The organism is Bradyrhizobium xenonodulans (assembly GCF_027594865.1).
Lineage (GTDB): Bacteria > Pseudomonadota > Alphaproteobacteria > Rhizobiales > Xanthobacteraceae > Bradyrhizobium > Bradyrhizobium xenonodulans.
In genome coordinates this window covers 1,736,192-1,762,713 of record NZ_CP089391.1, presented here as the reverse complement: position 1 = coordinate 1,762,713, position 26,522 = coordinate 1,736,192, and the positions used below count along the sequence as shown (strand labels likewise).

Below are 26,522 nucleotides of genomic sequence, written 5' to 3'. Positions count from 1 at the left end.
AGATGGTGGGCACGGCGCGCGAAGTGCGCGCCTTTGCCCCCCCTACGAACTTCCCTTACCGCCCCCGCTCGGCGAACTCGTGCTCGCTGTCGTGGCCGCCGACGAAAACCAAAATGCCGGCGATCAGGGGCAGCACCGCGAGCACCAGCAGGCCCATCGAGGTCTGCCCCGTCGCTTCCTTGACCCAGCCGATCAGATAGGGCCCGCCGAAGCCGGCGAGGTTGCCGATCGAGTTGATCAGCGCGATGGCGCCGGCTGCCGCCGTGCCGGAGAGCCAGGCGGTCGGCAGGGTCCAGAACACGCCGAAGCAGCAGAACACGCCGATCGCGGCAACGGTCAGAACGACCATCGTCATGGTCGGGTCGGTCAGATAGCTGGAGACGGCGAGCGCGACGGCGGTGAGCAGCAGCGGCGCGCCGACATGCATCACGCGCTCACGCGTGGCATCAGAATGCCGCGCCCACAGGATCATCGCGATGGTGCCGAACAGATAGGGGATCGCGGTGACGAAGCCGGTCTGCGCGTTGGTGAGTCCGAACGCCTTGACGATCTGCGGCAGCCAGAACTGCATGCCATATAGCGCACCGACGAAGCCGAAATAGATCAGGCTGAGCGCGATCACCTTCGGCGACGACAGCGCCTGGCCGAGCGAGGGATGCTTCACCGCCTGCTTGATTGCGATCTCGGAATCGAGCTTGGCCTTGAGCCAGGCCTTCTGCTCGGCCGAGAGCCAGTCCGCCTTCTCCGGCCTATCGGTGAGGTAGAACCAGGTGACGATGCCGAGCAGCACGGAAGGAATGCCCTCGATGATGAACAGCCACTGCCAGCCCTTCAGCCCCATCGCGCCGTCGAGCCCCAGCAGCAGGCCCGAGACCGGCGCCCCAATCACGGTCGAGACCGGGACGGCGATGGCGAAGGCCGCGAGGAAGCGGGCACGATATTCAGCCGGATACCAGTAGGTGAGATAGAGGATGATGCCGGGAAAGAAGCCGGCCTCGGCGACGCCGAGCAGGAAGCGCAGGATGTAGAAGCTCGTGACGCCGCTCACCATCGCCATCAGCGCGGAGATGATGCCCCAGGTCACCATGATGCGGGCGATCCAGCGGCTGGCGCCGAACTTCTCCAGTGCCAGATTGCTCGGCACCTCGAAGATGAAATAGCCGATGAAGAAGATCCCGGCGCCCCAGGAGAAGATCAGCGGCGTGAACTTCAGCTCGGCATTCATGGTCAGCGCGGCGAAGCCGAGATTGACGCGGTCGAGATAGGAGAAGAAGTAGGCCAGCACCAGGAACGGAATCAGGCGCCAGGAGATGGCGCGGATGGTCGAGGTCTCGACCTCGGACTTGGCGGCGCCGGCGGAACCGGCATAGGTGGTGGTCTGGCTCATGGCTTCCCCCGGGTTGTTGCTTTTATGGCCAAAGCCGTTCCGAATCGGAACGGCTTTAGATTTGTTTGTGACGCGTTTTCTTTACGCGAACCGGTATCCACTTCGCTCGAAAACGCTCTGTTTTCGGTTTTCAGCATCGCGAGCAAAGAGTCAATGGAGCGAGCAATGCACGGGACGCAGCCGGATCAACCTGTTGCGCCGTTACGGACATTGCTGATCCGCGCCGCGCTGGCGCTGGTCGTGATGGCCTGCGGGCTGTCCTTGCGCTGGTACGGCTTTCCGCTCGGGCTTCCCGCCTTCGTCGTGAAGTATGGCGGCTCGCTGCTGTGGGCCACGATGGTGTTTCTGCTGGTCGGGGTTTTGCTGCCGCGGCTGACGCGGGCACAGATTGCAGCCATCGCGGTGGCGATCGCGATCGTGGTCGAGTTCTCCCGCCTGGTGCATATGCCCTGGCTCGATGCGTTCCGGCTCACGACGGCCGGCGCATTGCTGCTCGGGCGCATCTTCTCGCTGTGGAATCTGGTGGCTTATGCGGTGGGGATTGCGTTTGGCGTTTGGATCGATCGGCTGGCTACAATGCGCGGTCTCGTAGGGTGGGCAAAGGCGCCGTAGCGCCGTGCCACCTTTACTCTTCATGTGCAGATGGTGGGCACGCTTCGCTTTGCCCACCCTACGAGACCGGTGCCGACGGCAACCAATCTCAATCTTCCAACTGAAACCGCTCGAACCGATCGAGCTCTTCCTCGATCACGCGCTTGAGCTCCTTGCGTCCCGCCGTCTTCTTCCCCTGCCCGACCCAGGTCCATTTCTGCATCAGGAGCTTCTTGCCCTGCCGGTCGGTCTTGAGATCGAGCGCGGCGACGATCTGGTCGCCGACCAGCACGGGGAGTGCGAAATAGCCGAGCTTGCGCTTGGCCTTCGGCACGTAGGCCTCGAACAGATGATTGTAGCCGAAGATGAGATTGGTGCGCTTGCGCTGGATGATCAGCGGATCGAACGGCGACAGGATGTGGACGAGATCCGGCGCTACCTCGCCGCTCGCTTCAAGCGCCGCAGGCGTGGCCCAATGCTCCTGCTTGCCCGCGCCGTCGATCGCGACGGGCATGAGCTCACCGCGACGAACGCACGAGGCGATCAGGCCGGCCACCGCCTTCTTGCTCGGCGCATCGAGATGGCAGATCGAATCGAGACTGACCACGCCCTGCGACCGCAGCGCACGCTCGAGCAGATAGGCCGTGATGTCTCTTGACGATGCCGGCTTCGGCAGCTTGTCCCAGCCGAAGTGCCGCGTCATCAGCTCATAGGTCTTGAGCATGCCCTGGCGCGCGCTGACGGTCGCGACGCCGGTATAGAAGGCGAGCTGCAACGCGCGCTTCGAGGGCTTGCGGCTCTGCCACAGATGCTCCTTCTCGGTGAGCACGTCGTCCTCGATGTCGCGGATCGTCAGCGGGCCGGCGCGAAGCAGCCGCATCACCTTGCGCATGTCGGCCGGCGTCACCGAGGCATACCATTTGTGCCCCTCGCGCTTGTGCTCGCGCATCGCCGGCAGGAAGAAGCGGAAATCGTTCGCCGGCACGTAGGACAGCGCATGGGTCCAGTATTCGAACACGCTCCTGTCGACGCTCTGGGCGTGGCGCAGATCGGCGCGGCGGTAGGACGGGATGCGGCTGAACAGGATGTGGTGGTGGCTGCGCTCGATGACGTTGATGGTGTCGATCTGCACGTAACCGAGATGCGCGATCGCATCCGCCACCGCATGCGCCCCCTCCCCGAACGGCGCGCGTGCGTCCAGCCGCTGGGCGTGCAGCCAGATCTGCCGGGCCTGTGTCGTGCTGAGCGGGAGCGGTTTGGGCGCGCGTGACATTGCAGGAGGCAATGTAGCGGGATTCGCGGAGAGAAAAAGGGAGACGGCAAAGAAGCCGTGCAAGGAAAAGCCGCGCTGCCAACTGCTGACAGCGCGGCCGAACGGTGCGCGCGCGCTACTTCGCCGACATGGCCTTCTGCGACTTCATGTAGTGCATGCAGGCGCTCTTCATCTTGCCGTTGCTCATGTCGGTGTTGGCCATCGCCATTTCCTTGTTCGCCGCCATCTTGCCCGGCGTGTCGGGCGTACCGCCCATCATGGCGGCGCTCTTCATCATGTTGTCCTTGGTGCACGCCATCATGGCGGCGGATGCGGGTGAAAGAGTGAACGCGACAAAGGCTGCAGCCATCAGCAAGGTCTTCATCGAAAAGTCTCCTCCGTAAAACGAAACCGGCGTGATGCCGGCTCCGCAATTACGCATTTTCCGGCGCAGACGTTTCGTGGAGAAGACAATTTTCTTGCTGCGCTGCGAAAGCGAAGGGCCTCAATGGCCATCCTTCTGCGCTTTGGGCCGCTCCCCGACGCTGCCTGTGGCGACATCGGGCTCGCAGGACGCTTTGCCGCGCCCCTCCGCCTGGCAACGGTAGACGTTGCCGGTGAGGCGGTCGACCAGCCAGATGTTCTCGTCGTTCGGCCCGTCGAGGCCGACATAGCGGCTGGTCACCCCCGTGATCAGCGTCGACAGCAGGATCGCCACCGCGATCATCGCCGCGCCGATATAGATGGGCATGGAGCTCAGGGGCACTGTGCGATCCGGTGGGCCGCTGCGATAGAACTGGTTTTCACTTGGCCTCGGCACAGGATCGGACTCGGCTCCCTTCGCTCGTGAGTGGCGGTTGAAGGTCTGCTAGGCGCTCATCTGGCCGATTTCTTGTCCGCGGGCGGGCCATGCCGCGACGGCTTTGCGACGATCGATGAGCCCAGGTTTCCGCCAAGCCGGCCAGTCATGCCAATGCCGGAACTCAGGGCTGGCCGCGCCGGCGCGGGCAGATGAATGAGCAGCCTGCGCATCTCGACGTGATTTGAATCACATCAGGCGTCCCAGCGGCTTGAACCCGCGCTGCGAAGCGCGCGACCACCGCTATTGGCGCGATTGCGCCTGTCCGGGGAGCGGAAGCGGCAGGCCGCGGGCCGCGCGTCGGGAACACCGCGAAATGCGCTAGGATCAACCCGGGAGCTGCTGCAGCCACCGTGACCAAGATTACATTAGCGCCTTTGAACCTGCCCTAGGCTCGCAGCATCAAATCGCCATCAGGCGTAGCAACGAGGATACGACAATGACCCGTTTTGATAAGTTTTTTGGACTGAAGGCGATCACCCTTTCCGCCGCGCTGTCGATGACGGCGGGCCTGGCTCTGGCCGGCGACAACAACGTCTCCTCAAGCCAGATCCTGGATGCCTTGAAGCCGAAACCGGCGACCCGCGGCCTTTCCGCCGGTCCGCAGGCCGATCCGGCAGTGCAGGCCAAGGAATCGACGTTCCTGAACACCGTGCGCAACCGCTCGACCCGTTCGCTCTCGACCGGCGAGCGTGAGCAGATCGCCGAGTTAGCTGCGACCAAGCCGAAGATCGATCTGGAAATCCAGTTCGACTACAACTCGGCCGACATCGCCAGGACCTCGGTGGCCTCGGTGCAGGCGCTCGGCAAGGCGCTGTCCGACCCGGCGCTCAAGGGCTCCACCTTCGTGGTCGCGGGCCACACCGACGCGACCGGCGGCGAAGAGTACAATCAGGGGCTTTCCGAACGCCGCGCCGACACCATCAAGAAGTACCTGGTGCAGAACTACGGCCTCAATGGCACCGATCTCGTCACCGTCGGCTATGGCAAGACCAAGCTGAAGGACGCCGCCAACGGCGCCGACCCGATCAACCGCCGCGTCCAGGTCGTGAACATGGAAGCCAAGACGACGGCGTCGAAGTGATCTGACGACGACCACCGCCTGCCGCGATGCGGCAGGCGGACCGCAGTGCCAGCGCGTTTTCGAGTGAAGTGGATACCGGTTCGCATGAAGAAAACGCGTCAAAAACAGAATCTAGAGCTTCGGTTCTGATTCAATCAGAACCAATACGGCTCTAGACAGGCCCCCGTGCGGTCAGCGCCTCCCGGACCAGCCGTGCAAGTTCGGCCTTGCGGTAAGGCTTTTCCAGAATCGGGGCGCCCTGCCGGACGTGACCGTTCGCCGCCAGCGTTTCGAGGGCATAGCCCGACGTCAGCAACACGTGCAGCTCGGGCCTTTCTTTGCGGGCGAGACCCGCGAGCTCCCAGCCGTTGACGCCCCCGGGCATGACCACGTCTGTGAAGAGCAGGTCGACATGCGGCGTCGCGGCCAGCCGCCGCAAGGCCTCCTTGCCATCGACCGCGGACATGACCTTGTAACCCAGGCTCTCCAGGCTCATGACCGCGTAGGACCGGACGAACGGATCGTCCTCGACGACCAGCACGATTTCCGAGCCGCTCTGCACCGCCTCTTTCTCGACCGCCAGCGGCACACTCTGCGCCTTCGCCAGCACGGCCGGAAGATAGATCCGCACGGTCGTCCCCAAGCCCGGCTCGCTATAGAGCGTGACGTGGCCGTTTGATTGCTTGGCGAAGCCGTAGACCATGCTGAGCCCGAGCCCGCTGCCCTTGCCGACCTCCTTGGTGGTGAAGAAGGGTTCGAACGCGTGTTCCAGCACCCGCTTCGGCATGCCGCAACCGGTGTCGGTCACGGCGATCACGACATATTCGCCCGGTCCGACATCGGGATGCGCGTTGTGATCGCCCGCATCGAGCGATGCATTCGCCGCCGAAATGGTCAGGCGCCCGCCTGATGCCATCGCATCCTGGGCGTTCAGTGCGAGGTTGAGAATCGCCGCTTCGAGCTGCACCGGATCGGCGAAGGCGTGTCGGAGCTCCGGGTCGGAGAGCGTCGAGATCTCGATATCCTCGCGCAGCGTCCGCCGCAGCAGCTTGTGCATGGACTCGAGCAGCTTGTTGCATTCGGTCTCGACCGGCCGCAGCAGCTGCTTGCGGCTGAAGGCGAGCAGGCGCTGCGTCAGCTCGGCGCCGCGTTCGCCGGCGCTGCAGATGTCGTCGGCGAGGCGCTTCAGATCCCCGCGCGACAGCAATTGCTCGGCCAGGTATTCGGCATTGCCAACGATCACGGTGAGGAGATTGTTGAAATCGTGGGCGATGCCGCCTGAGAGCTGCCCGACCGCCTCCATCTTCTGCGCTTGCATGAGTTGCGCCTCGGTGCGCTTGCGGTCGGTCAGATCGTGGATCATGCCGACGAAGATGGACGAGCCCTCCTGCTTGGCCTCGCCGACCGAAAGATCCATCGGAAAGGTCGTGCCGTCCTTGCGCCGGCCCAGCACCTCGCGGCCGACACCGATGACCTTCTTCTCGCCGGTCGTGATGAAATTGCGGATGTAGCCGTCGTGCCCGGACCGGTAAGGCTCCGGCATCAGGATCTTGACGTTCTCTCCGAGAACCTCGTCGGCTTCGTATTTGAACAGTTTCTCGCAGGCCGGATTGAATTTCAAAATCGTGCCGTCGGAATCGATCAGGATCACGCCGTCGACCGCGGTGTCGACCACCGCCCGCAGCCGTGCAGCGCTCTCACGCAGCTCGCGCTCGACCCGCTCGCGCTCGGTGAGGTCATGAACGATGCCGACGAAGATCGATTCGCCCGTGGCCTGCTTGGTCTCGCCGACCGACAGATGCATCAGGAAGGTCGAGCCGTCCTTGCGCTGCCCCATCACCTCGCGGCCGATGCCGATGATCTTGCGTTCGCCGCTGGCGTGGTAATTGTGAAGATATCCGTCGTGGGCGTCGCGATAGGACGACGGCATCAGGACCTTGACGTTCTGGCCGATGATCTCCTCCGCGGGATAGCCAAACAGCTTCTCGCAGGCCGGATTGAACATCAGGACGCCGCCGCGCGCGTCGATCAGGATCACCCCGTCGACCGCGGTATCGACGACGGCGCGCAGCCAGTCGGCGTTGGAATGGTCCGGTCTGGCGATGCGGTCCTCCGTGCTCACCCGAGATTCTCCGGTTCCGGGAATGGCGGCCAGTCCACACGCGCCGATTGATTCAGGCAAGTCAATTCTACCCGCGCATATGCATGCAGGCGGGCACTAGATCCAGCTCTGGAACAACATCAGCCGGTTGAAGGTCGGCATCGAGGTGCCGACGAAGGCCGCCGAGATCGGCAGCATCACCGCAAAGCCGACCGCGGCGATGCCGACATAGGCCCACAGCAGCCAGCGCGGCAGCCCTTCCTTTCGCAGGACATAGACCAGCGCAAGCGAGGCTACGGTTGCGGCCGGCAGATAGTAGTAGATGAAGCCCAGGGTGCGCGGCAGCAAGGCCCAGGCGAGCCAGGAGCCGAAATAGAACGCTGCAATGAGGAATGCATCCCAACGGCGCGCGACGATGAAATCGCGCAGCACCACGGCGAGTGCGGGCAGCGCCGGCCACAGCACCAGCGGATTGCCGAGGAAGACGATCGCGGAGACGCTGTCATCCGCAGTCTTGTCGAACAGGAACCACACCGGGCGCGCCAGCAGCGGCCAGGACGGCCACGCGCTCATATAGGTGTGGCCGGCGATCGCGGTGGTGGTGTTGTCGGCGAAGATCCGGCGCTGCGCCTCGATCAGATCCGGGAGCGACAATCCGTAGAGCGGAACGAAGGCGGCAAGATAGGTCAGCGCCGGCAAGACGGCGAAGCAGAGCGTCGCGTGATGCACGCGAAAGTCGGGCCAGAGATCGGGCCGATACCAGTCGCCGGGCTTCGCGTCCGCAAACAGCGTGCGCCAGCCCTGCATCAGGCGGATCACCGCAACGATGGCGATGCAGATGCCGAGCGGAAACAGGCCACTCCATTTGCAGGCCGCAGCACAACCGAACAAGCTGCCCGCGAGCGCGAACAGCGCATGCGGGCGATCCCTTCGAAAACCGTGCATGAAGGCGGCCATCGCGAGCAGACTGAGGCCGAGCGCAAAGATGTCGAGCATGGCGATGCGCGCCTGCACGTAGAGCATCTGGTTCAAGCCTGCGATCAGCGCGGCGGCGATCGCGGGCCCTTGCGCGGAGAACAGCGCAAGCCCGCACAGATAGATCGCGACGATTGCGAGCGCGCCGAACAATGTCGCCGGATAGCGCCAGCCCAACGCATTGTCGCCAAAGGCCGCGATCGACGCCGCGATCAGCTCCTTGGCCAGCGGCGGATGCATCGGATTGAGCATTGGCTGCGACATCGTGGGTGCCAGCATCTGCCGCGCCGCGGGCACGTAATGCACCTCGTCGAAGACGAACTTCTCCGGCGTGGTGAGACCGATCAGCAGCGTCAGATGCGCAAACAGGAAGATTGCGACAGCAATCACTGCGCTCCGCGACACCTTCGGAACCGCAGGCAATTCGAGCGACTGTTGTGGGGGTGTTTTGCGTGGCAAATCTGCTTCACCGCGGAGAAAAACAAAGACGGCAGTTTTCATTGAACGCATTCCGCCGCAACTGTCACTAAGCATAACGCACGTCCCGCGCCGCTTGTGATAATTTCGCCACATCAGAAGCATGCGCGATCCGGTACGGTCAGGGACACATCGATCGGTTGCGAAATGAATTTGCGTTTCTGGCTTTTCCCTACACTGCTATCGGCCGCATTGTGCGCAAGCCCTTGCGCGCAGGCGCAGACGCGCGTCGGCGAGGCCGTATTGATCCAGAACGAAGTGGTGCGCGTGACCGCGACCACGACGCCGATCAATGTCGGCGACAGCATGCTGCGCGACGAGACCGTGCGCACCGGCGCCGGCAGCGCGGCGCGCTTCGTCATGGCCGACAGCACCAACCTCTCGCTGGGGCCGGGCGCGACGCTGAAGCTCGACCGCACCGTCTTCAACGACGAGCACAGCTATCGCGACGTCGCGATCCGCATGACCACCGGCGCATTCCGTTTCGTCACCGGCCATTCGGAGAAGACCGCCTACAAGATCACGACGCCGCTCGCGACCATCGGCGTGCGCGGCACCACGCTCGACATCCTCTCCCAGCGCGGTCGCTCCGTCGTCGTGCTCCAGGATGGTGCGGCCAGCGTCTGCACGACGAGCCTCCAATGCGTGCAGCTCACCCAGCCCGGCGATACCGCCGTGATTGTCTCGGCGGGCGGCAGGGTCAGCATCACCAAGACCAACACGCCGCCCTGGACCTTCGCCGCCAACTGCGCCGCGAGCGCCGGGCTGTGCTCGGTCAACCAATATGCCGGCGCCTCGCCGACCATCACGCCCGCCGTCCAGGACGACGGCATGCTGTGCGGGCAGTGATGATGGCAACGTTTCGCTTGAAGCGCTTCATCCTCGCCAGCGCGCTCATCGCAGTGGCTGCGCTTGCACTTGTCGCGTTCGTTGCGCGACCGGCGGCTGCCCAGGCGGCCGCTTGCGAATCCGAGTGCGGCGAGCCGACGCCCTACCCCTCGCCGACCTATTCACCGTCCCCGACGCCGACACCCACGCCGACCCCCTCGCCTTCGCCGAGCCCCTATCCGTCGCCCACGCCGGGCCCGACCGGCGCCGATTCCAGCGGCAACTCGATCGGCGGCCTCGCGGGCCAGCGCTTCAACCAGATGATCACCAACCGGGTGCTCGGCACGGTGCTGCTCGGCGTGAACGAGCAGATCAATTGCAGCGACTGCATCAGCGCGTTCGGCTCGGCCGGCTCGTTCTCGGCCGGCATCCACGGCCGCAAGGAGCTCACCAACAATCTGTCGCTGCTCGCCGGCATCGCCTACACGCAATACAATGAGGGCGGCTATCACATCACCAGCGCTCCGATCGGCGCCTTTGCACTACGCTATGACTTCACCGATTGGGGCGCTTCGCGCCCGTTCTTCGACGTCGGCACCATCCTGACGCCGTGGGAAAAGGCGCGCTATACGCGCAGCTACAACACCAGCCTCGGTCCGGTCACCGTCACGGGCTCGACCAACGCTTCGAACTACGCCGTGTACGGCCGCGCCGGCTGGATCAGCCGCGTGTCGCCGCGCGACGAGGTCGCCGCTTCGATCGAGGTCTGGCAACTCTGGCAACGTGTCTCGGGCTACGGCGACGGCGCGGTCGCGTTCAATCCGTTCGACGCCACGATCGCGACCGGCACCGACCGCACTAGCCTGGTCAAGATCGGGGGACAGTGGACCCATCTCTTCGGCAGCAACATCGAGACCAATATCAACGGCGGCTGGGTGCAGTCCTTCGCCAGCCACAGCGGCATCGTCGCCACCGTGACCGGCGACGGCGTGGTGGTACCGACCATGGGCAACCAGGGCTGGTTCGAATATGGCGGCCGCTTGGGCTTCCGCGTGCAGAAGGGCTGGGTGGTGGATCTCTTCGCCAACGGCACGCTCGGCCGGCAGCCGGTGGGCAACACGATTCATGGCGGTGTGGGGCTGCGGATTAATTATTGAAGCTTGGTTCGAGCCCAGCCGCAAATTCCGCCGTCATGCCCCGCGAAGGCGGGGCATCCAGTACGCCGCAGCCTCTCGACTCAATCACACCCGCCTCTGGAATACTGGATCGCCCGCCTTCGCGGGCGATGACGCCGCGTGTGTGGAGAGACTACGCCCCTCACGCCGCCGACTTGCCCTCGAACGCGCGGCGCAAGACATCCACGTCGAGCTTCACCATCTTCATCATCGCCTGCATCGCGCGCGCGGCGGCGGCCTTGTCCGGGCTCGTCAGGAATTCGAACATGACTTTCGGCACCACCTGCCAGGCCACGCCCCAGCCGTCCCTGAGCCAGCCACACTGCTCTTCCCTGCCGCCATGCGCGAGGAAGGCATTCCAGACGCTGTCGACCTGGGCCTGATCATCGCAATGGATCATCAGCGAGAGCGCGTGGGTGTATTCCATCTTCATGCCGCCGTTGAGCGCGACCAGAGGCTGGCCGGCCACCGTGAACTCGACGACGAGCACGGAGCCTTCCTTGCCGGACGGGCCATCCGAGACGTTGCGCTGGACGTGCGTGATCGCCGAATTCGGCACGAGCGAGACGTAGAACTTCGCGGCTTCCTCGGCGTCGCCGTTGAACCACATGCAGGGCACGAGCTTGGACATCGTCAATGCTCCTCTTCAGATTCTCGATGTTCGGGGCTTCGATCAGGCGTTCGCCATGTCGGGCTGCTTGGGGGCCGCTGCCATGTCCAGCCAGTTCACCCCCCACATGTGACCATCCGGGTCCTCGAAGCTGCGGCCGTACATGAAGCTGTACTCGTCCTTCGGGCTGGGATCTGCCACCCCGCCTGCGGCCTCGGCACGGTCGACGATATCATCGACCTCGTTCCGGCTGTCGGCGGACAGGCAGAACAGCGCCTGGTTCGAGGTCTTTGCATCCGCGATCGGCTTCGGCGTGAACTGACGGAATTTGTCATGGGTCGTCAGCATCGCGTAGATGGTCTCGGAAAAGACCATGCAGCTCGCCGTATCGTCGCTAAATTGCGGGTTCCTGGTCGCGCCGATCGCCTCGTAAAAGGCGGTCGCGCGCTTGAGGTCGGTCACTGGCAGATTGAGGAAGATCATCCTGGGCATCGGAAGCTCCTTGGGCGGGTTCTGCCCAAGGACGGACGGCCCCACGGCCATCCGACACGGCTTCCGGAATTTTTTCCGGCCCAGGTCTGCGGGGTTCTGTCGCACCGAACCCCACGTCCCCTTGGGCGGCGTTACTTCTTCTCGTTCGGGTCCCGATGGATCGGGTCGACCCACAGCACGGTCTCGGGCTTCTCGACCGGCTCGATGTCGAGATTGATCGCGACCGCCTCGCCGTCGCTGCGCACCAGCACGCATTCCAGCACCTCATCGGGACTGGCGTTGATCTCCTGATGCGGCACGTAAGGCGGGACGAAAATGAAATCGCCGGGGCCGGCTTCCGCGGTGAATTGCAGGCTCTCGCCCCAGCGCATCCGCGCCTTGCCCTTCACCACATAGATGACGCTTTCGAGATGGCCGTGGTGATGCGCGCCGGTCTTGGCGTCGGGCCTGATGCTGACCGTGCCCGCCCACAATTTCTGCGCGCCGACGCGTGCGAAATTGATCGCGGCCGCGCGATCCATGCCTGCCGTTGACGGCACGTTGGTATCGAGCTGGTTGCCGGGAATGACGCGCACGCCGTCATGTTTCCAGCGATCGTCATGATCGTGGTCATGGTGGGTATGCGAATGGTCATGGCCGGTCATGGGACTTGCTTTCTGTTGGTTCCGTGCGGGCGAACCTAACCAAAGCCGCGACGTCAAGCCATACCCAAAATCGGAACCCTCATAGCCGCCAGATGTTGTCTCCCCGAGCCATCTGGAAGGAGAGTTTCATGGGTAGCACGAGCGACAAGATCAAGGGCACCGCCAACGAGGCAATCGGCAAGGCCAAGCAGGGCATCGGCGAGGCCACCGGCTCCGATCGCATGAAGGGCGAAGGCGCGGTCCAGGAAGTGAAGGGCAAGGGCCAGCAGGCCATGGGCGATGCCAAGGACGCGGCGAAGGAAGCGATCGATCGCGCCGCCGCAGCGGCACGTCGCGCGACAGAGTAGCGCGCGTAAATTGGAAATGAAAAGACCGGCCGAAAGGCCGGTCTTTTTGTTTGTGCGGTCACTTCACCGCGAGCAATTCCACGTCGAACATCAGCGTCGCGTTCGGCGGGATCACACCGCCGGCGCCGCGGGCGCCGTAGCCGAGCTGCGGCGGAATGATCAGCGTGCGCTTGCCGCCGACCTTCATCGAGGCGACGCCCTCGTCCCAGCCGGCGATGACGCGCCCCTTGCCGATCGGAAACTCGAACGGCTCCTTGCGATCGACCGACGAGTCGAATTTCTTGCCCTTCTGGCCATTCTCATAGAGCCAGCCGGTGTAATGCATCACGCAGATCTGGCCGGGTTTTGGCGAGGCGCCGTCGCCGGCGACGGTGTCGATGATCTGCAAGCCTGAAGCTGTGGTCATGGTCTTTCCTGCGGTCTGGGCCGAGGCCGTGGTGGAAACGAATGTCGAGACGCCGCCGATCACGGTGATCGCGAGTGCCGACATGATGGCGAGGAGCACGCGCTGAAAACGCTGCATTAGACACCTTCCGTTTGAGGCGGGAGGTGTCTAGCGCAACGTGCGTAGGGTTTCCACCCCTCAAACCTCGATATTTTCCAGCCGCACCGGCAGCTTGCGGATGCGCTGGCCCGTGGCGTGATGGATCGCGTTGCAGATCGCGGCATTGGTGCCGACATTGGCGAGCTCGCCGAGCCCCTTCGCACCTGCGGGGTTGATGTGATCGTCCTGCTCGGAGAGCAGGATCACCTCGACGCCTGCCACGTCCGCATTCACCGGCACAAGATAGTCGGCGAGATTGTGATTGACGTAGCGCGCGGTGCGCTCGTCGATCTCGGTGGCCTCGAGCAGCGCCGAGGACATGCCCCAGATCAGCCCGCCCATGAGCTGGCTGCGCGCCGTGCGCGGGTTCATGATGCGGCCTGCCGCAAAGGCGCCCACCAGCCGCGGCGCACGGATCTCGTGGGTGAAGCGGTTGACCCGGACCTCGACGAACTCGGCGCCGAACGCATAAGCGATCTTGTCCTTCATCTCGGGACCGCCGACCAGCCGCACATGCCCGCTGTGCATCGCCTTGAACGAATCCAGCGGCGCGCCGTCCGGCTTCCACTCGCCATATTCCTCGACCAGGCCGACACCGAGTGCATCAAATGCCTTCTCGATATCGAGCGGCCGATCACTCTTGGCCGCCTGGGTTGTCGGCGCCTGGCCCATGCCGATCGTTTCCCTCGCCTTGTCGGTGAGGCTGTCGCCCGGCATCACGGCCTTGAACAGCCTTTGACGAATCTGATCGCACACCATCATCACCGCCGAGCAGGTGCTGGCGGTCGAATTCGAACCGCCCGCGACCGGCGCCGGCGGCAGGTCGCTGTCGCCCATGAAAACGGAGACCTTTTCCAGGGGCACGCCGAGCCGCTCGGCCGCGGTCTGCGCGATGACCGTATAGGCGCCGGTGCCGATTTCATGGCCGGCGATCTCGACCCGGGTGCGGCCGTCGCGCTGGAGCCGCACGCGCGCCGCGGACGGCGCCATCTGCGTCGGATAGCAGGTGGCGGCGCAGCCATAGCCGATCAACCAGTCGCCCTCCGACATCGATTTCGGCTCGGGCGAGCGCTGCGCCCAGCCGAACGCTTTCGCGGCTTCATCGAAGCACGCCATCAGTGACCGCGACGTATAGGGCTTGCCGCCGATCGGCTCATTGGTGGTGTCGTTGATGCGGCGGAGCTCGACCGGATCCATATTGAGCTTCACCGCGAGCTCGTCCATCGCGCTCTCCAGCGCGAACAGATACGGCACCTCCGGCGGAGAACGCATGAAGCCCGGCGTGTTGCGGTCGGCGCGCACGATCGACACCAGGCTGTCGACATTCGGGCAGGCATACAGCCGCGTCGTGGTCTTGGTGCCGCCGACGCAATAGGCATCGGGGCGCGAGGAGACCTCTGCACCCTCGTGCCTGAGCGCGACGAGCTTGCCGTCACGGCTGGCGCCCAGCTTGATCTCATGCCGAGTCTCGGCGCGGTGGGTCGTGATAGTAAAGCCCTGGTCGCGGGTCGGCACGAGCTTGACCGGCCGGTTCAGGCGCCTGGCGATGCCGGCAATGATGGCGGTGCGCGGCGTCATCGAGCCACGCGAGCCAAATCCGCCGCCGACATAGGGATTGACGACCCGGACCTTGTCGGCGTCGATGCCGAGTTGCTCGGCCACGCCATTCTTCAATCCATAGACATATTGGCTGGGTTCGTAGATGACGAGATCGTCGCCCATCCAGACGCAGCTCGTCGTGAACAGCTCCATCGGATTGTGGTGCTGCGTCGGCGTGTCATAGGACGCTGTGAGCTTCACCTCGGCCGCATCGAACGCCTTGGCGAAATCGCCGACCTTCGGATCTTCCTTGAACAGCGCGTTCTGTCCCTTCGCCGCCGCCGTCGTCGTTCCCGGCGAGTCGAAAGTCGCAGTCGGCGTCGTGGCCGTATAGCTGACCTTGACCCGATTGGCGGCTTCGCGCGCAGCCTCATAGCTTTCGGCGATGACGACCGCGATGATCTGGCCGTCATGGGCAATCTCGGCCGATTTCAGCGGCTGGATCGTGGTCCCGGCGTAACCACCATTGCTGAACAGTTTCGACTCCTTCAGCTTCGGCGCGTTCTCATGCGTGACGATCTCGATCATACCGCGGACACGCCTGGCATCGTCGAGATCGAAACCGTCGACGCGACCCTTGGCGATGGCGCTGGTGACGAGGAACGCATAGGCCGGATTGGGCAGCGGCATGTCGGACGCATAGGTCGCCCGCCCCGTGACCTTCGAGACCGCGTCATAGCGCGGCACGGACCGGCCCATATTCGCCTTCGGCTCGGGGGCAGCAGCGGTCATGGTCAGATCTCCATCGTTACGGCCTGCTGGAGCGCGCGTGCCACCACGCGCTTGCCGAGCGCGATCTTGAAGCTGTTGTGCTGTCGGCCCCTCGCGTCTGCAAAAGCGGCATCGGCGACGCGCTGCGCCAGCCCTTCGTCGAACTTCTGCCCCTTCAGCAGGGCTTCCGCCTCGCGTGCCCGCCAGGGCACGGTGGCGACGCCGCCGAGCGCAACGCGCGCGTCCCGGATCGTGCCGTCCGGTAGGTCGAGCGCGATGGCAGCCGACGACAGCGCGAACTCAAAGGATTGCCGGTCGCGCGCCTTGAGATAGACCGAGCGTGGCCAGCGGCCGGGAATGACGAAGGCCGAGATCAGCTCACCGGGCTGGAGCGAGGTCTCGATGTCGGGCGTATTGCCCGGCGCCTTGTGCAGCTGGGCAAACGGCATGTTGCGCGCGCCGGACTTGCCGACGATTTCGACGGTGGCGTCAAGCGCGATCAGCGCTTGCGCAAAGTCGCCGGGATAGGTCGCGATGCACTGGTCGGAGATGCCGAGCACCGCATGCATGCGGTTGACACCGTCAATCGCGGCACAGCCGGAGCCGGGATTGCGTTTGTTGCAGCTCTGGTACGAAACATCGCGGAAATAGCTGCAGCGCGTCCTCTGCATCACGTTGCCGCCGAGCGTCGCCATGTTGCGCAACTGGGCGCTGGCCGCAAGCTTCAGGGAATTGGCGATGACGGGGTAGTTGCGCTGGATCTCGTCATGCGCCGCTACATCGGACATTTTCGCAAGCGCGCCAAGCCGCAATTTGTCGCCGCCCGGCTCGATTGCCGACCAGCCGGGTGCGAGCGGATTGATATCGACGATCGCGACGGGTCGCATCACATCGAGCTTCATCAAATCGATCAGCGTGGTGCCCCCGGCAAGCGGCTGCGCCGTCGCCTGGGTCAGCGGATCGTTGGCGGCTGCGGCGGCGCTCAATGCCTGCACGGCCATATTGGGGTCTGTCGCCCTCTGATATGAAAAAGGTCGCATGGCCTAACCCTTCATGATCTCGGGCGCGGCCTGCTTCACGGCGGCGACGATGTTGGGATAGGCGGCGCAACGGCAGATGTTGCCGCTCATATATTCGCGGATGTCGGCCTCGCTTCCCGCGTGCCCCTCCTTGACGCAGGCGATCGCCGACATGATCTGGCCGGGCGTGCAATAGCCGCATTGGAAGGCGTCGTTGTCGACGAAGGCCTGCTGCATCGGATGCAGGCGCTCATTGGTGGCGAGGCCTTCGATGGTCGTGATCTCCTCACCTTCGGCGGCGAGCGCGAGCGTCAGGCAGGAGACGACCCGGCGGTCGCCGATCAGCACCGTGCAGGCGCCGCACTGGCCGTGGTCACAGCCCTTCTTGCTGCCGGTGAGGCCCATATGATCGCGCAGCGCATCGAGCACCGTGGTGCGCGCGTCGAGTTGGAGGCGCTTATCCTGGCCGTTCACCCGTAGCGTGACCTCGACGGGAAGCGCCGGATCCTGCGCAGCTGGCGGTCTCGCATCCTGCGCGGCCGCGCGCGCGGTCAGCGGAACAAGCACGCCGCCGGCGACGCCCGTCATGAAGGCGCGCCGATCGAATCCGGATGGTCTGGAACTTGAATTGTCGGACATGGACGACCTCCGCCGCTTCAAGACAAGGCAGCGCACGCCTGCGCTCCCCGCCCGTCAACTTGGGGCCATGAGCTCCGTTCCGAACGGAAAAGGGCGGCGCAGCCAATGCCGCGCCGCCCTTCGTCAATTTTTTCTGATCTTGCGCCAGGAACCTTGTCCCGCGCGCCGATCAATAGCCCAGCGCGCAGCCGTCCTTGCGCGGATCCGAGCCACCGGTGAGCGTGCCCTTGTCCCAGTCGATCCAGATCGCCTGCGCGCCGCCGAGCGGGCCAACCACGCTGGTGGTCTTGTGGCCGAGCTTCTTGAGGCCCTCGACGATGTCGGCCGGCACGCTGTTCTCGAGCTGGTACTGGCCCTCGTAGTGCAGGCCGCGCGGCATGTCGATCGCCTCCTGCACGTCGCAACCATAGTCGAGGATGTTGGTCACGACGTGGGTCTGTCCGACCGGCTGATACTGTCCACCCATCACCGCGAACGGCATCACGGAGCGGCCGCCCTTGGTCATGAGGCTCGGCATGATCGTGTGCAATGGGCGCTTGCCGCCCTCGATGCAGTTGGGATGGCCCGGCTGGATGCGGAAACCGCCGGCGCGGTTCTGCAACAGGACGCCGGTCTTGTTGGAGACGATGGCCGAGCCGAAGGAATGCGCGACCGAGTTGATGAACGAGCAGACGTTGCGATCCTTGTCCACGACCGTGATGTAGATGGTCGAGGGATTCATCGGCGGCGCGACGTTCGGCAGGTCGAGCATGCCGTCCATGCGGATTTTTGCGATGTGCTCATCGGCAAAGCCCTTTTCGAGCATCTCGGCGACGTTGATCTTCATGTGCTCGGGAGAGGCGACATGCATCTCGCGGTTCATATAGGCGATGCGCGCGGCTTCCGCCTCCAGATGGAAGCGCTCGACGCTGACGGGCGCGTATTTGGTGAGGTCGAAGCGCGACAGGATGTTGAGCATCAACAGCGCGGTGACGCCGGGGCCGTTCGGCGGGCACTGCCAGACGTCATGGCCCTTGTACATGGTGCCGATCGGCGTCGTCGTCTCGGTGGTGTGGGCGGCGAAATCGTCGAGCGTGTGCAGACCGCCGATGCCGCGCAGGGTCTCGACCATGTCTTCGGCGATCGCGCCCTTGTAGAAGGCGTCGCGGCCGTCCTTGGCGATCGCACGCAGCGTCTTGCCGAGCTCGGCCTGGCGGATGACGTCGCCGGCCACCGGCGGCTTGCCGCCCGGCAGCAGGTAGCGCACCGTGTTGGTGCCACCCTTCAGCTTCTCGAATTGGTTCTTCCAGTCGAAAGCGATGCGGGGCGCGACAACATAGCCTTCCTCCGCCGCCTTGATCGCGGGCTGGAGCAGCCGGTCGAAGCCGAACTTGCCGTGGTCGCGCAGCACGGTCGCGAACGCGTCGATCACGCCGGGAATCGAAACCGCATGCGCCGAGGTCAGCGGCACGGAATTGATCTTGCGCTCGAGATACCAGTCGGCGTTGGCCGCCTTCGGCGCCCGGCCGGAGCCGTTATAGGCGATGATCTTGCCTTCGCCGCGCGGCTGGATCAGCGCGAAGCAGTCGCCGCCGATGCCGGTCGACTGCGGCTCGATCACGCCGAGCAGCGCAGAGCCCGCCACCGCCGCGTCCACCGCCGTGCCGCCCTCGCGCAGTACCTCGATCGCCGCGAGCGAGGCCTGCGGATGCGAGGTCGCCACCATCGCGTTGGTGGCATGGACCGTGGACCTGCCGGGGAAGTGGAAATTTCTCATCGAATTCTTGCTCTCGTTAGGGCCCCTGGGGGGTGGGCGCGGATCGCACGCCATCTCGGAAAAACCGGGCTTACATGACACATTCCGGCCCGGCGGGGCAATGCTGGCATACCAGGGAAATGGCTGCCATCCGCTGGGCGTATAGACCTTTTGCCGTCCGGGGCCATGCGGGTTTTCTGAGCGGTGGCCGCCTGCTAAACGAGCCGGCATGACTTACAAGGTCGCCGCCTTCTATCAATTCGCCGCCCTGCCCGAATATCGCGAGCTGCGCGAGCCGCTGCGCGCGTTCTCCGCCGGCCTCGCGCTGAAGGGCAGCGTGCTGCTGGCTCGCGAGGGCATCAACGGCACGATTGCCGGCGCGCCGGAGGCGGTCGACGCCTTCATCCACGAGCTCGCGCATGGCGGCCTGTTCGGCGGCCGGCTGAACAATCTCGAATTGAAGTTCTCGACTGCGGAGGCAATTCCGTTCGGCCGGCTCAAGGTGCGGCTGAAGAAGGAGATCGTCACGCTCGGCGACGAGGCCGCCGACCCGACCCGGCAGGTCGGCACTTATGTCGATGCGGCCGAATGGAACACGCTGATCGCGGCGCCCGACACGCTCGTCCTCGACACCCGCAACGCCTTCGAGGTCGCGATGGGGACGTTCGAGGGCGCGGTCGATCCCGGCATCAGAAGCTTCGGCCAGTTCAAGGACTTTGCCGCCGAGCAACTCGATCCGGCCAGGCATCGCAGGATCGCGATGTTCTGCACCGGCGGCATCCGCTGCGAGAAGGCGAGCGCGCATCTGCTCGCGCGCGGCTTTGCCGAGGTCTATCACCTCAGGGGCGGCATTTTGAAATATCTGGAAGAGGTGCCGGAGGCGCAGAGCCGCTGGCGCGGCGAATGTTTTGTGTTCGACGAGCGCGTCGCGCTCGGTCACGGTTTGCGCGAAAAAGACAAGGGACACGGCCGTGACAAATGAGATCAAGACGCCCGGCGAGATTCTTGGCGAGCGCGTCGACGCGCTGGAGATGCGCATCGCCTATCAGGACGACACCATCGAGACGCTGAACCAGACCATCACCGCGCAGTGGAAGCAGATCGATATGCTGACGCGGAAGATCGCAGAGCTCGGTGAGCGGCTTCAGGAAGCCGAAACGAATGCGCCGGGCCCTGCCAACGAGCGCCCGCCGCATTATTGAGCGATATTACTCGCCCGACGCCTTGGGCAGGTGCACCACCTCGACCGACATCATCAGCTGGTCGCGGCCGGCTTCCTTCGCCGCATAGAGCGCCTGATCGGCGGCCTCGATCAGCGTGCCGACACCGGCGGTGCGCTCCAGCGCCGGCCGGCAGGCGGCGCCACCGAGCGAAGCGGTGACGTAGCCTGACGCATGATTGGAGGTGTGGACGAGGCCTGCCTCGCGGATGGCCTTGCGGATCCGCTCGCCGATCCGGGCGCAGCCGGCGGCGTCGGTGTTCGGCAGCAGCATGGCGAATTCCTCGCCGCCATAGCGCGCAGCCAAATCGCCCGGACGCTTCATCTCGGCGGCGATGACCTGGGCCACCACCCGCAGGCAGGCATCGCCCGCGGGATGGCCGTATTCGTCGTTATAGGCCTTGAAATGATCAACGTCGATCATCAGCAAGGCAAGGCTCGAGCGGTCGCGATAGGCGCGCGCCCATTCCTCGCTGAGCCGCTCGTCGAAGCGGCGGCGGTTGGCAAGCCCGGTGAGGCCGTCCTCGATCGCGAGCGTTTCGAGCCGGGTCTCCAGCTTCTTCTGCTCGGTGATGTCGCGCGAGATCGCGACCACGCCGTCGACCTTGCCGTTGTCCTTGCGCGTGACGCGCATGGTCGATTCGAGCCAGACCTCGGTGTTGGTCCGGTGCGTGTTACGGTAGGTGACGCGCGCCTCCTCCGCGTCGCCGCGCTTCATGGCATCCACGATGGCCTGGACGTGCGGCCGGTCTTCCGCATGAATGCCGGCGAGCGCGGGCGTTCCGATCAGTTGATTGGCGCGCCAGCCGACGACGCGGGCCGCCGAGGGCGAGACGTAGCGCAGCCGCTCGTCGAGCCCGATACGCGTCACCATGTCGCTGGAGCCTTCCGCGAGCAGGCGGAAATGCGCTTCCTTCTCGATTAGCGCGGCAGCCATGCGCTGGCCGCGTTGCAACTGCCGCACCAGCACCGCGCCGATCACCGCGATCAGCATGACCAGCGCGAGCACGTAGAGCATCCGGGAAATCGCAGCAGTGCGCCAGGGCGCGAGCAACTCGTCCTTGTCGACGGTGGCAAGCAGAAGAAGCGGGAAACGGCCCGAGCGCTTGAAGAAGCTGACGCGCTCGGCGCCGTCCAGCGGAGACTTGAAATAGTAGACCCCACTCGGCCGTTGCAGGCTAGCGTCGCGGAACAACGGCTTGTCGGAAACGCTGCGTCCGACGAATGTTTCGTTGCTGGGGTTGCGCGCGATCATCAGGCCGTCGCCATGCGTGAGCGACACCGAGCTGTTGCGGCCGATCTCGAACTGCTCGTAGAAATGCGAGAGATAGTTGGAGCTGATGGTCGCAAGCACCACGCCCCCGAAGCTGCCATCGGGCTTGTTGAAGCGGCGCGACAGCGTGACGACCCATTCGCCGTCGAGCAGGCTCTTCACGGGATGGCCGACAAAGGGCTCGCGCTTGGGGGAAAGCTGGTGATGGCGGAAGAACGCGTCGTCGCTGAGCGTCGAGGCGATCGTGCCGGGCGAGGTCAGCCAGTTGCCGCGGTCGTCGATGATGGCGAGGCTGTGCACGCGCTCCATCGCCTTCTTGCGCGCCTCCAGGAGGTTGCGCAGCTTGGCGATCGTGGCGGGCTCGGTGCCGTCCATCTCCAGCCGGGTGACGACGCCGATGACGCCGGAATCGAGCAGATCGAGGCTGTCCTCGGCATGCTGCGTCAGCGAGCGGGCGACGTTCGCCATCTCGGTCTCGGCGCCCTTGAGCACCGCATCGCGCGCGGCCCATTCACGCCAGCCGCTGACGCCGAGGATGGTCGCGCAAGTGAGCACGACGAACGCCGCCGCGCGCAGCGGCAGGCGGCTCCATCCAGCTCGTTGTGAGGTGACGTTCATGCGGCAGAACTCTCCGTTATCCGGAAGTTCCACCGCTTCTGTTATTGAACCCTGAAACGCTTGTCGACATTCGCAGGGATGTGCGGGTTTTCCCGTACTCCTACGGACTGACGCGTCACCGGATCGCTAACAATGCGTTAGCGATCCTATCGGAAACCGGCGGTGCCCTAGCTGAAGATCGCCTTGACCTTCTCCCAGAGCGAGGGATTGTCAGCGTCAGCATCGGCCTTCGACGGCGTCGGCTGCGCGGCGCTCACGGGATCGGAGGCGGGAAAGCTATCTTCCAGCCCGGTATCGAGCTTGGTGTGGCGATCGGCCGCCAGCGCGTCGCGCAGATCGTCGGCGTGCTTGTCATGCGGCGCGGGATTGAATGTCTGGGCCATGGAATTCCTCCTCCATTGGCTGGTCAACGCGGCGCATTTGCCCTGGTTCCCCTGTTCCGCTTCGGCCCTCGGCGGTGTATCAGGAACCTCAAACCTGCATCAGGATCGTTCGTGCCCCAATCTGCGACAAAGCCCTTCATCGACGTGCTCTCCGGCCAGCGACAATCCGTCCCGCCCATGTGGATGATGCGGCAGGCCGGCCGCTATCTGCCGGAATATCGCGAGGTGCGCGCCAAGGCCGGCGGCTTCCTCGATCTGTGCTTCAATCCGGAGCTCGCCGCCGAGGTGACGCTGCAGCCGATCCGAAGGTTCGGCTTCGATGCGGCGATCATCTTCTCCGACATCCTGGTAATCCCCTACGCGCTCGGCCGCTCGGTGCGCTTCGAGGTCGGCGAAGGTCCGCGGCTGGAGCCGCTGGATGATCCCGCCAAGGTCGCGACGCTCGCCCCTCGCGCCGATTTCGGCAAGCTCTTGCCGGTGTTCGAGGCCCTCAAGCTCGTGCGCAATGCGCTCGATCCCAAGACCGCGCTGATCGGCTTCTGTGGCGCACCGTGGACGGTTGCGACCTACATGGTCGCCGGCCACGGCACACCCGACCAGGCGCCGGCGCGGATGATGGCGTACCGGCATCCGGAGGCGTTCGCAGAGATCATCGATGTACTGGTCGAGAACTCGATTCAGTATCTCCTGCTGCAGCTCGCGGCCGGCGCCAATGTCTTGCAGATATTCGACACCTGGGCGGGCGTGCTGCCGCCTGTCGAATTCGCGCGCTGGTCAACCGAGCCGACGCGGCGCATCGTCGAAGGCGTGCGTGCCATTGTGCCGGATGCGAAGATCATCGGCTTTCCCCGCGGCGCCGGTGCACAGCTGCCCGGTTACGTCGAGGCGACCGGCGTCAATGCCGTCAGCATCGACTGGACCGCGGAGCCGGCCTTCATCCGTGAGCGCGTGCAGAGCAAGGTCGCCGTGCAGGGCAATCTCGATCCGCTGGCGCTGATCACGGGCGGTGCTGCGCTCGATCGCGCGGTCGACAACGTGCTGGCGAATTTTTCGCAAGGGCGGTTCATCTTCAATCTCGGCCACGGCATCCAGCCGGAAACGCCGATCGCGCATGTCGAGCAGATGATCAAGCGCGTGCGGGGGTGATTTTTTTCGCTCCTGGCGGAGCGGAAAAACAAAACCGCGAAAACAACCCCATGCACAGTAGCCAAGTCATTGAAACATCTGGGCCGGCATGGTGCGACCCACGCGCTTTGACACGTCGGGCAAAACAGGCGCAGAATTGTAGAATGGCCGGATGTGATCTCGCGGGCAGGCTTAGCGCGGCCGGCTGCGCTCGATGATCTCGGCGGCCCCCTTCGTCAGCAGATCCAGTCCCACTGCACGGCCAAGTTCGCGCGGACGGTTAGCTGGCCCTTCGCGTGAGGCTTCGATGATGGTGTTGCCGGAGAGGTCGAGCACGGACGCGGTGAGCGACATCTGATCGCCGGCGATGGTCGAGAAGCCGGCGACAGGCGAATTGCAGTGGCCATTCAGCACCCACAGCACCTCGCGCTCGGCATCGGCAGAGGCGTGCGCGGCGGGATCGTCGATCGATGACAGGATTTGCCGCGTCTGCCAGTCCTGCGCCGCGCATTCGACGGCGACGATGCCCTGCCCGGCCGCGGGCAGCATCTCCGCCGCGGTGAACTCGTAGCCAATGCGATGGGACAGGCCGACGCGGTCGAGACCCGAGCGCGCCATGATCAGCGCGTCGGCTGGCCCCACCGCACCGCCATCCGGCAAGCGCTGTTTCTCGCCATTGTCGAGTTTTCGCACGCGCGTATCGGCCGCGCCGCGAAAGTGGATCACCTCCACCTCTGGAAATAGCCGCCGCGCATAAGCGGCGCGGCGGACCGCGTTGGTGCCGATCTTGAAACCCTTGCCGCACGACTGGCGCAGTGCTTCCAGCGTGACGCCCTCGCGCAGCACCAGCGCATCATTGGCCGGATCGCGCGACAGCGTGGCGCCGATGACGAGGCCGGGGGTGTCCTCGTTGCCCGGCATGTCCTTCAGCGAATGCATCGCCGCCTGCAATTCACCCGACAGCACGGCGGCACGGATCTGCACCACGAAGGCGCCACCCTTGCCGCCATGCGGCAACAGCTTGCTGGTCTGGTCGAGATCGCCCGTGGTGTCGAACTTGACGATCTCGACGTCGAGACCGGGCACGGCGGCGGTCAGGCGGCGCGCGATCTCTTCCGTCTGTGCCAGCGCCATCGCGCTCTTGCGGGTGCCGATCTTCAGTCGCGTAGCCAAGCTCTTGTCCTTTCGATACGCGCGGCCTACCGCGCATCATCCAATATCATGTCGGAGGCCTTTTCGGCGATCATGATGATCGGCGCATTCGTGTTCCCCGACATGAGGTCCGGCATGATCGAACCGTCGACGACACGAAGGCCTTCGAGCCCCCTCACCTTCAGCCGCTGGTCCACCACCGCGAGTGCGTCATTGCCCATACGACAGGTCGAGGTCGGATGGTAGATGGTGCTGCCCCGCTCGCGGCAATAATCCAGTAGCTCCGCATCCGTGGATACCTTCGCCCCGGGATCGTACTCGCTGACCACAAACGGCTTCAGCGCCGGCGCATTCAAGATCCCGCGCAGGATCTTGAGGCCCTCGACGTTGGTGGTGCGGTCGGTCTCGGTCGACATGTAGTTGATGCGAATCTCCGGCGGCACGGTCGGGTCCGCACTCCGGATGCGCAAGGTCCCGCGGCTTTCGGGACGAAGCTGGCACACCGACACCGTGAAGCCGGAGAAATCATGCAGCTTCTCGCCCATCTTGTCGGTCGAGAACGGCAGAAAATGGACCTGGATGTCGGGCGAAGCCAGCCGCGGATTGGTCTTGAAGAACGCGCCCGCCGTGCCGGCCGCGATCGTCAGCCAGCCCTTCCGGAACAGCGCATAGCGCGCGCCGGCGAGCGTGCGGCGGAGCGGATGATTGACAGTGTCGTTGAGCGTGATCTTCTGCGAGCAACGCATCACGATGCGGACCTGCATATGGTCCTGCAGATCGTGGCCGACACCCTGCGCATCGAGCACGACGTCGATGCCATGCTTGCGCAGGAGATCGGCGGGACCGACACCGGAGAGCTGCAAGAGCTGCGGCGAGTTGTAGGCGCCGCTCGACAGCACGATCTCCCTGCGCGCCCGGGCGCGGCGCACGGTTGCGCCTTGCCGGTATTCGACGCCGACGGCGCGGCGGCCCTCGAACAGCACGCGCTGGCCGAGCGCCTCGGTCTCGACCTTGAGATTGCTGCGGGTCTTCGCGGGACCGAGATAAGCCACCGAGGTCGAGGCGCGGCGGCCGTTGCGTGTCGTGGTCTGGAACAGGCCGACGCCTTCCTGCGTCGCGCCGTTGAAATCGGGATTGTAGGGCAGCCCGGTCTCGACGGCGGCATCGATGAAGGCCTTCGACAGCGGATCGGTCACCACCATGTTGGAGACCGGCAGTGGCCCACCGCTGCCGTGATATTGATCGGCGCCGCGCGACTGGTTCTCGGCCTTCTTGAAATAGGGCAGCACGTCGTCATAGCCCCAGCCGGCGTTGCCGTGCTGACGCCAGCGATCGTAGTCCTCGTGCTGGCCGCGCACGTAGAGCAGGCCGTTGATCGAGCTCGATCCGCCCAGCGTCTTGCCGCGCGGCTGGAACACCTGCCGCCCCTTCAGCTCGGGCTCCGGCTCGGTCTGGTACATCCAGTTGACGGTCCTCTCCTTGAACAGCTTTCCGTAACCGAGCGGCACGTGGATCCAGATGTTGGAATCCTTCGGCCCGGCCTCGAGCAGCAGCACGCTGTGCTTGCCGTTCGCCGACAGCCTGTTGGCGAGCACGCAGCCGGCGGAGCCGGCGCCGACGATGATGTAGTCGAACTCGGGATCTGACGGCGTGAGGGAGGAGTTTGCGTTCATGCGCTATTGTTCTTCTTGTTGGTGTGGGCGT

Annotated in this window: 26 protein-coding genes; 8 read left to right on the top strand and 18 right to left on the bottom strand. The window is 64.7% G+C overall.

Annotation, left to right across the window (positions count from 1 at the left end):
- Nucleotides 1–55 precede the first annotated feature (55 nt).
- Nucleotides 56–1,387, bottom strand: a complete 1,332-nt coding sequence (locus I3J27_RS08255; protein WP_270167580.1) for an MFS transporter — start codon at nt 1,385–1,387, stop codon at nt 56–58.
- Between the two features lie 165 nt (nt 1,388–1,552).
- Between I3J27_RS08255 and I3J27_RS08250 the strand changes: the two genes are divergently transcribed.
- On the top strand, nt 1,553–1,999 hold the full coding sequence (locus tag I3J27_RS08250) for a ribosomal maturation YjgA family protein (RefSeq protein ID WP_270172628.1): 447 nt from the start codon (nt 1,553–1,555) through the stop codon (nt 1,997–1,999).
- Nucleotides 2,000–2,087: 88 nt separating this feature from the next.
- On the opposite strand, the gene I3J27_RS08245 is transcribed toward I3J27_RS08250, so the two are convergent.
- From I3J27_RS08245 to I3J27_RS08235, 3 genes are all read right to left on the bottom strand, one after another.
- A complete protein-coding gene (locus I3J27_RS08245; RefSeq protein WP_270167578.1) occupies nt 2,088–3,251 on the bottom strand; it encodes a winged helix-turn-helix domain-containing protein in 1,164 nt (387 codons plus the stop codon).
- Between the two features lie 115 nt (nt 3,252–3,366).
- Nucleotides 3,367–3,615 (bottom strand): hypothetical protein, encoded by a 249-nt coding sequence (locus tag I3J27_RS08240; protein ID WP_270167576.1) that lies wholly within the window; start codon nt 3,613–3,615, stop codon nt 3,367–3,369.
- Nucleotides 3,616–3,735: 120 nt separating this feature from the next.
- Nucleotides 3,736–3,981, bottom strand: coding sequence for a hypothetical protein (locus I3J27_RS08235; protein ID WP_270167574.1), 246 nt, complete (start codon nt 3,979–3,981; stop codon nt 3,736–3,738).
- Nucleotides 3,982–4,528: 547 nt separating this feature from the next.
- On the opposite strand from I3J27_RS08235, the gene I3J27_RS08230 reads away from it, so the two are divergent.
- Complete coding sequence (locus I3J27_RS08230) at nt 4,529–5,173, top strand: OmpA family protein (protein WP_270167572.1); 645 nt, start codon at nt 4,529–4,531, stop codon at nt 5,171–5,173.
- 151 nt (nt 5,174–5,324) lie between these two features.
- Here I3J27_RS08230 and I3J27_RS08225 read toward each other — a convergent pair whose 3' ends face one another.
- Nucleotides 5,325–7,274 (bottom strand): hybrid sensor histidine kinase/response regulator, encoded by a 1,950-nt coding sequence (locus I3J27_RS08225; protein ID WP_270167569.1) that lies wholly within the window; start codon nt 7,272–7,274, stop codon nt 5,325–5,327.
- A gap of 96 nt (nt 7,275–7,370) precedes the next feature.
- On the bottom strand, nt 7,371–8,801 hold the full coding sequence (locus I3J27_RS08220) for a phospholipid carrier-dependent glycosyltransferase (protein ID WP_270172626.1): 1,431 nt from the start codon (nt 8,799–8,801) through the stop codon (nt 7,371–7,373).
- A 51-nt stretch (nt 8,802–8,852) separates the two neighbouring features.
- Here I3J27_RS08220 and I3J27_RS08215 point away from each other — a divergent pair, with 51 nt between their 5' ends.
- Entirely contained in the window at nt 8,853–9,554 is a 702-nt protein-coding gene (locus tag I3J27_RS08215; RefSeq protein WP_306417056.1) for a FecR family protein, read from the top strand.
- Nucleotides 9,555–9,556: 2 nt separating this feature from the next.
- Nucleotides 9,557–10,690 (top strand): hypothetical protein, encoded by a 1,134-nt coding sequence (locus I3J27_RS08210; RefSeq protein ID WP_270172624.1) that lies wholly within the window; start codon nt 9,557–9,559, stop codon nt 10,688–10,690.
- A gap of 160 nt (nt 10,691–10,850) precedes the next feature.
- On the opposite strand, the gene I3J27_RS08205 is transcribed toward I3J27_RS08210, so the two are convergent.
- The 3 genes from I3J27_RS08205 to I3J27_RS08195 all read right to left on the bottom strand — a co-directional run bounded on the left by I3J27_RS08205 (nt 10,851) and on the right by I3J27_RS08195 (nt 12,454).
- A complete protein-coding gene (locus I3J27_RS08205) occupies nt 10,851–11,339 on the bottom strand; it encodes a VOC family protein (RefSeq protein ID WP_270167565.1) in 489 nt (162 codons plus the stop codon).
- Nucleotides 11,340–11,381: 42 nt separating this feature from the next.
- Complete coding sequence (locus tag I3J27_RS08200) at nt 11,382–11,810, bottom strand: VOC family protein (RefSeq protein WP_270167558.1); 429 nt, start codon at nt 11,808–11,810, stop codon at nt 11,382–11,384.
- 131 nt (nt 11,811–11,941) lie between these two features.
- Nucleotides 11,942–12,454, bottom strand: coding sequence for a cupin domain-containing protein (locus I3J27_RS08195; protein WP_270167556.1), 513 nt, complete (start codon nt 12,452–12,454; stop codon nt 11,942–11,944).
- A gap of 128 nt (nt 12,455–12,582) precedes the next feature.
- Here I3J27_RS08195 and I3J27_RS08190 point away from each other — a divergent pair, with 128 nt between their 5' ends.
- A complete protein-coding gene (locus I3J27_RS08190) occupies nt 12,583–12,801 on the top strand; it encodes a CsbD family protein (RefSeq protein ID WP_270167554.1) in 219 nt (72 codons plus the stop codon).
- 58 nt (nt 12,802–12,859) lie between these two features.
- Here I3J27_RS08190 and I3J27_RS08185 read toward each other — a convergent pair whose 3' ends face one another.
- From I3J27_RS08185 to ggt, 5 genes are all read right to left on the bottom strand, one after another.
- Nucleotides 12,860–13,324: an FKBP-type peptidyl-prolyl cis-trans isomerase gene (locus tag I3J27_RS08185; RefSeq protein ID WP_270167552.1), complete on the bottom strand. Its 465-nt coding sequence runs from the start codon at nt 13,322–13,324 to the stop codon at nt 12,860–12,862.
- 60 nt (nt 13,325–13,384) lie between these two features.
- The gene (locus I3J27_RS08180) at nt 13,385–15,676 is read right to left on the bottom strand and encodes a xanthine dehydrogenase family protein molybdopterin-binding subunit (RefSeq protein ID WP_270167550.1); all 2,292 of its coding nucleotides are present in this window, start codon (nt 15,674–15,676) and stop codon (nt 13,385–13,387) included.
- 2 nt (nt 15,677–15,678) lie between these two features.
- The gene (locus I3J27_RS08175) at nt 15,679–16,695 is read right to left on the bottom strand and encodes an FAD binding domain-containing protein (RefSeq protein ID WP_270167547.1); all 1,017 of its coding nucleotides are present in this window, start codon (nt 16,693–16,695) and stop codon (nt 15,679–15,681) included.
- A 3-nt stretch (nt 16,696–16,698) separates the two neighbouring features.
- The gene (locus I3J27_RS08170; RefSeq protein ID WP_270167545.1) at nt 16,699–17,313 is read right to left on the bottom strand and encodes a (2Fe-2S)-binding protein; all 615 of its coding nucleotides are present in this window, start codon (nt 17,311–17,313) and stop codon (nt 16,699–16,701) included.
- Nucleotides 17,314–17,482: 169 nt separating this feature from the next.
- Entirely contained in the window at nt 17,483–19,069 is a 1,587-nt protein-coding gene (gene ggt, locus I3J27_RS08165) for a gamma-glutamyltransferase (protein WP_270167543.1), read from the bottom strand.
- A 208-nt stretch (nt 19,070–19,277) separates the two neighbouring features.
- Here ggt and trhO point away from each other — a divergent pair, with 208 nt between their 5' ends.
- Nucleotides 19,278–20,030, top strand: coding sequence for an oxygen-dependent tRNA uridine(34) hydroxylase TrhO (gene trhO / locus I3J27_RS08160; RefSeq protein ID WP_270167541.1), 753 nt, complete (start codon nt 19,278–19,280; stop codon nt 20,028–20,030).
- Between the two features lie 49 nt (nt 20,031–20,079).
- Complete coding sequence (locus tag I3J27_RS08155; RefSeq protein ID WP_270172622.1) at nt 20,080–20,250, top strand: SlyX family protein; 171 nt, start codon at nt 20,080–20,082, stop codon at nt 20,248–20,250.
- A 6-nt stretch (nt 20,251–20,256) separates the two neighbouring features.
- On the opposite strand, the gene I3J27_RS08150 is transcribed toward I3J27_RS08155, so the two are convergent.
- Nucleotides 20,257–22,158, bottom strand: a complete 1,902-nt coding sequence (locus I3J27_RS08150) for a sensor domain-containing diguanylate cyclase (RefSeq protein ID WP_270167539.1) — start codon at nt 22,156–22,158, stop codon at nt 20,257–20,259.
- Between the two features lie 167 nt (nt 22,159–22,325).
- A complete protein-coding gene (locus I3J27_RS08145) occupies nt 22,326–22,541 on the bottom strand; it encodes a hypothetical protein (protein ID WP_270167537.1) in 216 nt (71 codons plus the stop codon).
- Nucleotides 22,542–22,652: 111 nt separating this feature from the next.
- Here I3J27_RS08145 and hemE point away from each other — a divergent pair, with 111 nt between their 5' ends.
- Nucleotides 22,653–23,687, top strand: coding sequence for a uroporphyrinogen decarboxylase (gene hemE / locus I3J27_RS08140; RefSeq protein WP_270167535.1), 1,035 nt, complete (start codon nt 22,653–22,655; stop codon nt 23,685–23,687).
- Between the two features lie 171 nt (nt 23,688–23,858).
- Here the strand turns inward: hemE and hemC are convergent, their stop codons facing one another.
- Both hemC and I3J27_RS08130 read right to left on the bottom strand, forming a co-directional pair.
- Nucleotides 23,859–24,839 (bottom strand): hydroxymethylbilane synthase, encoded by a 981-nt coding sequence (hemC, locus tag I3J27_RS08135; RefSeq protein WP_270167533.1) that lies wholly within the window; start codon nt 24,837–24,839, stop codon nt 23,859–23,861.
- A gap of 26 nt (nt 24,840–24,865) precedes the next feature.
- Nucleotides 24,866–26,491, bottom strand: a complete 1,626-nt coding sequence (locus I3J27_RS08130) for a GMC family oxidoreductase (RefSeq protein ID WP_270167530.1) — start codon at nt 26,489–26,491, stop codon at nt 24,866–24,868.
- Nucleotides 26,492–26,522 lie beyond the last annotated feature (31 nt).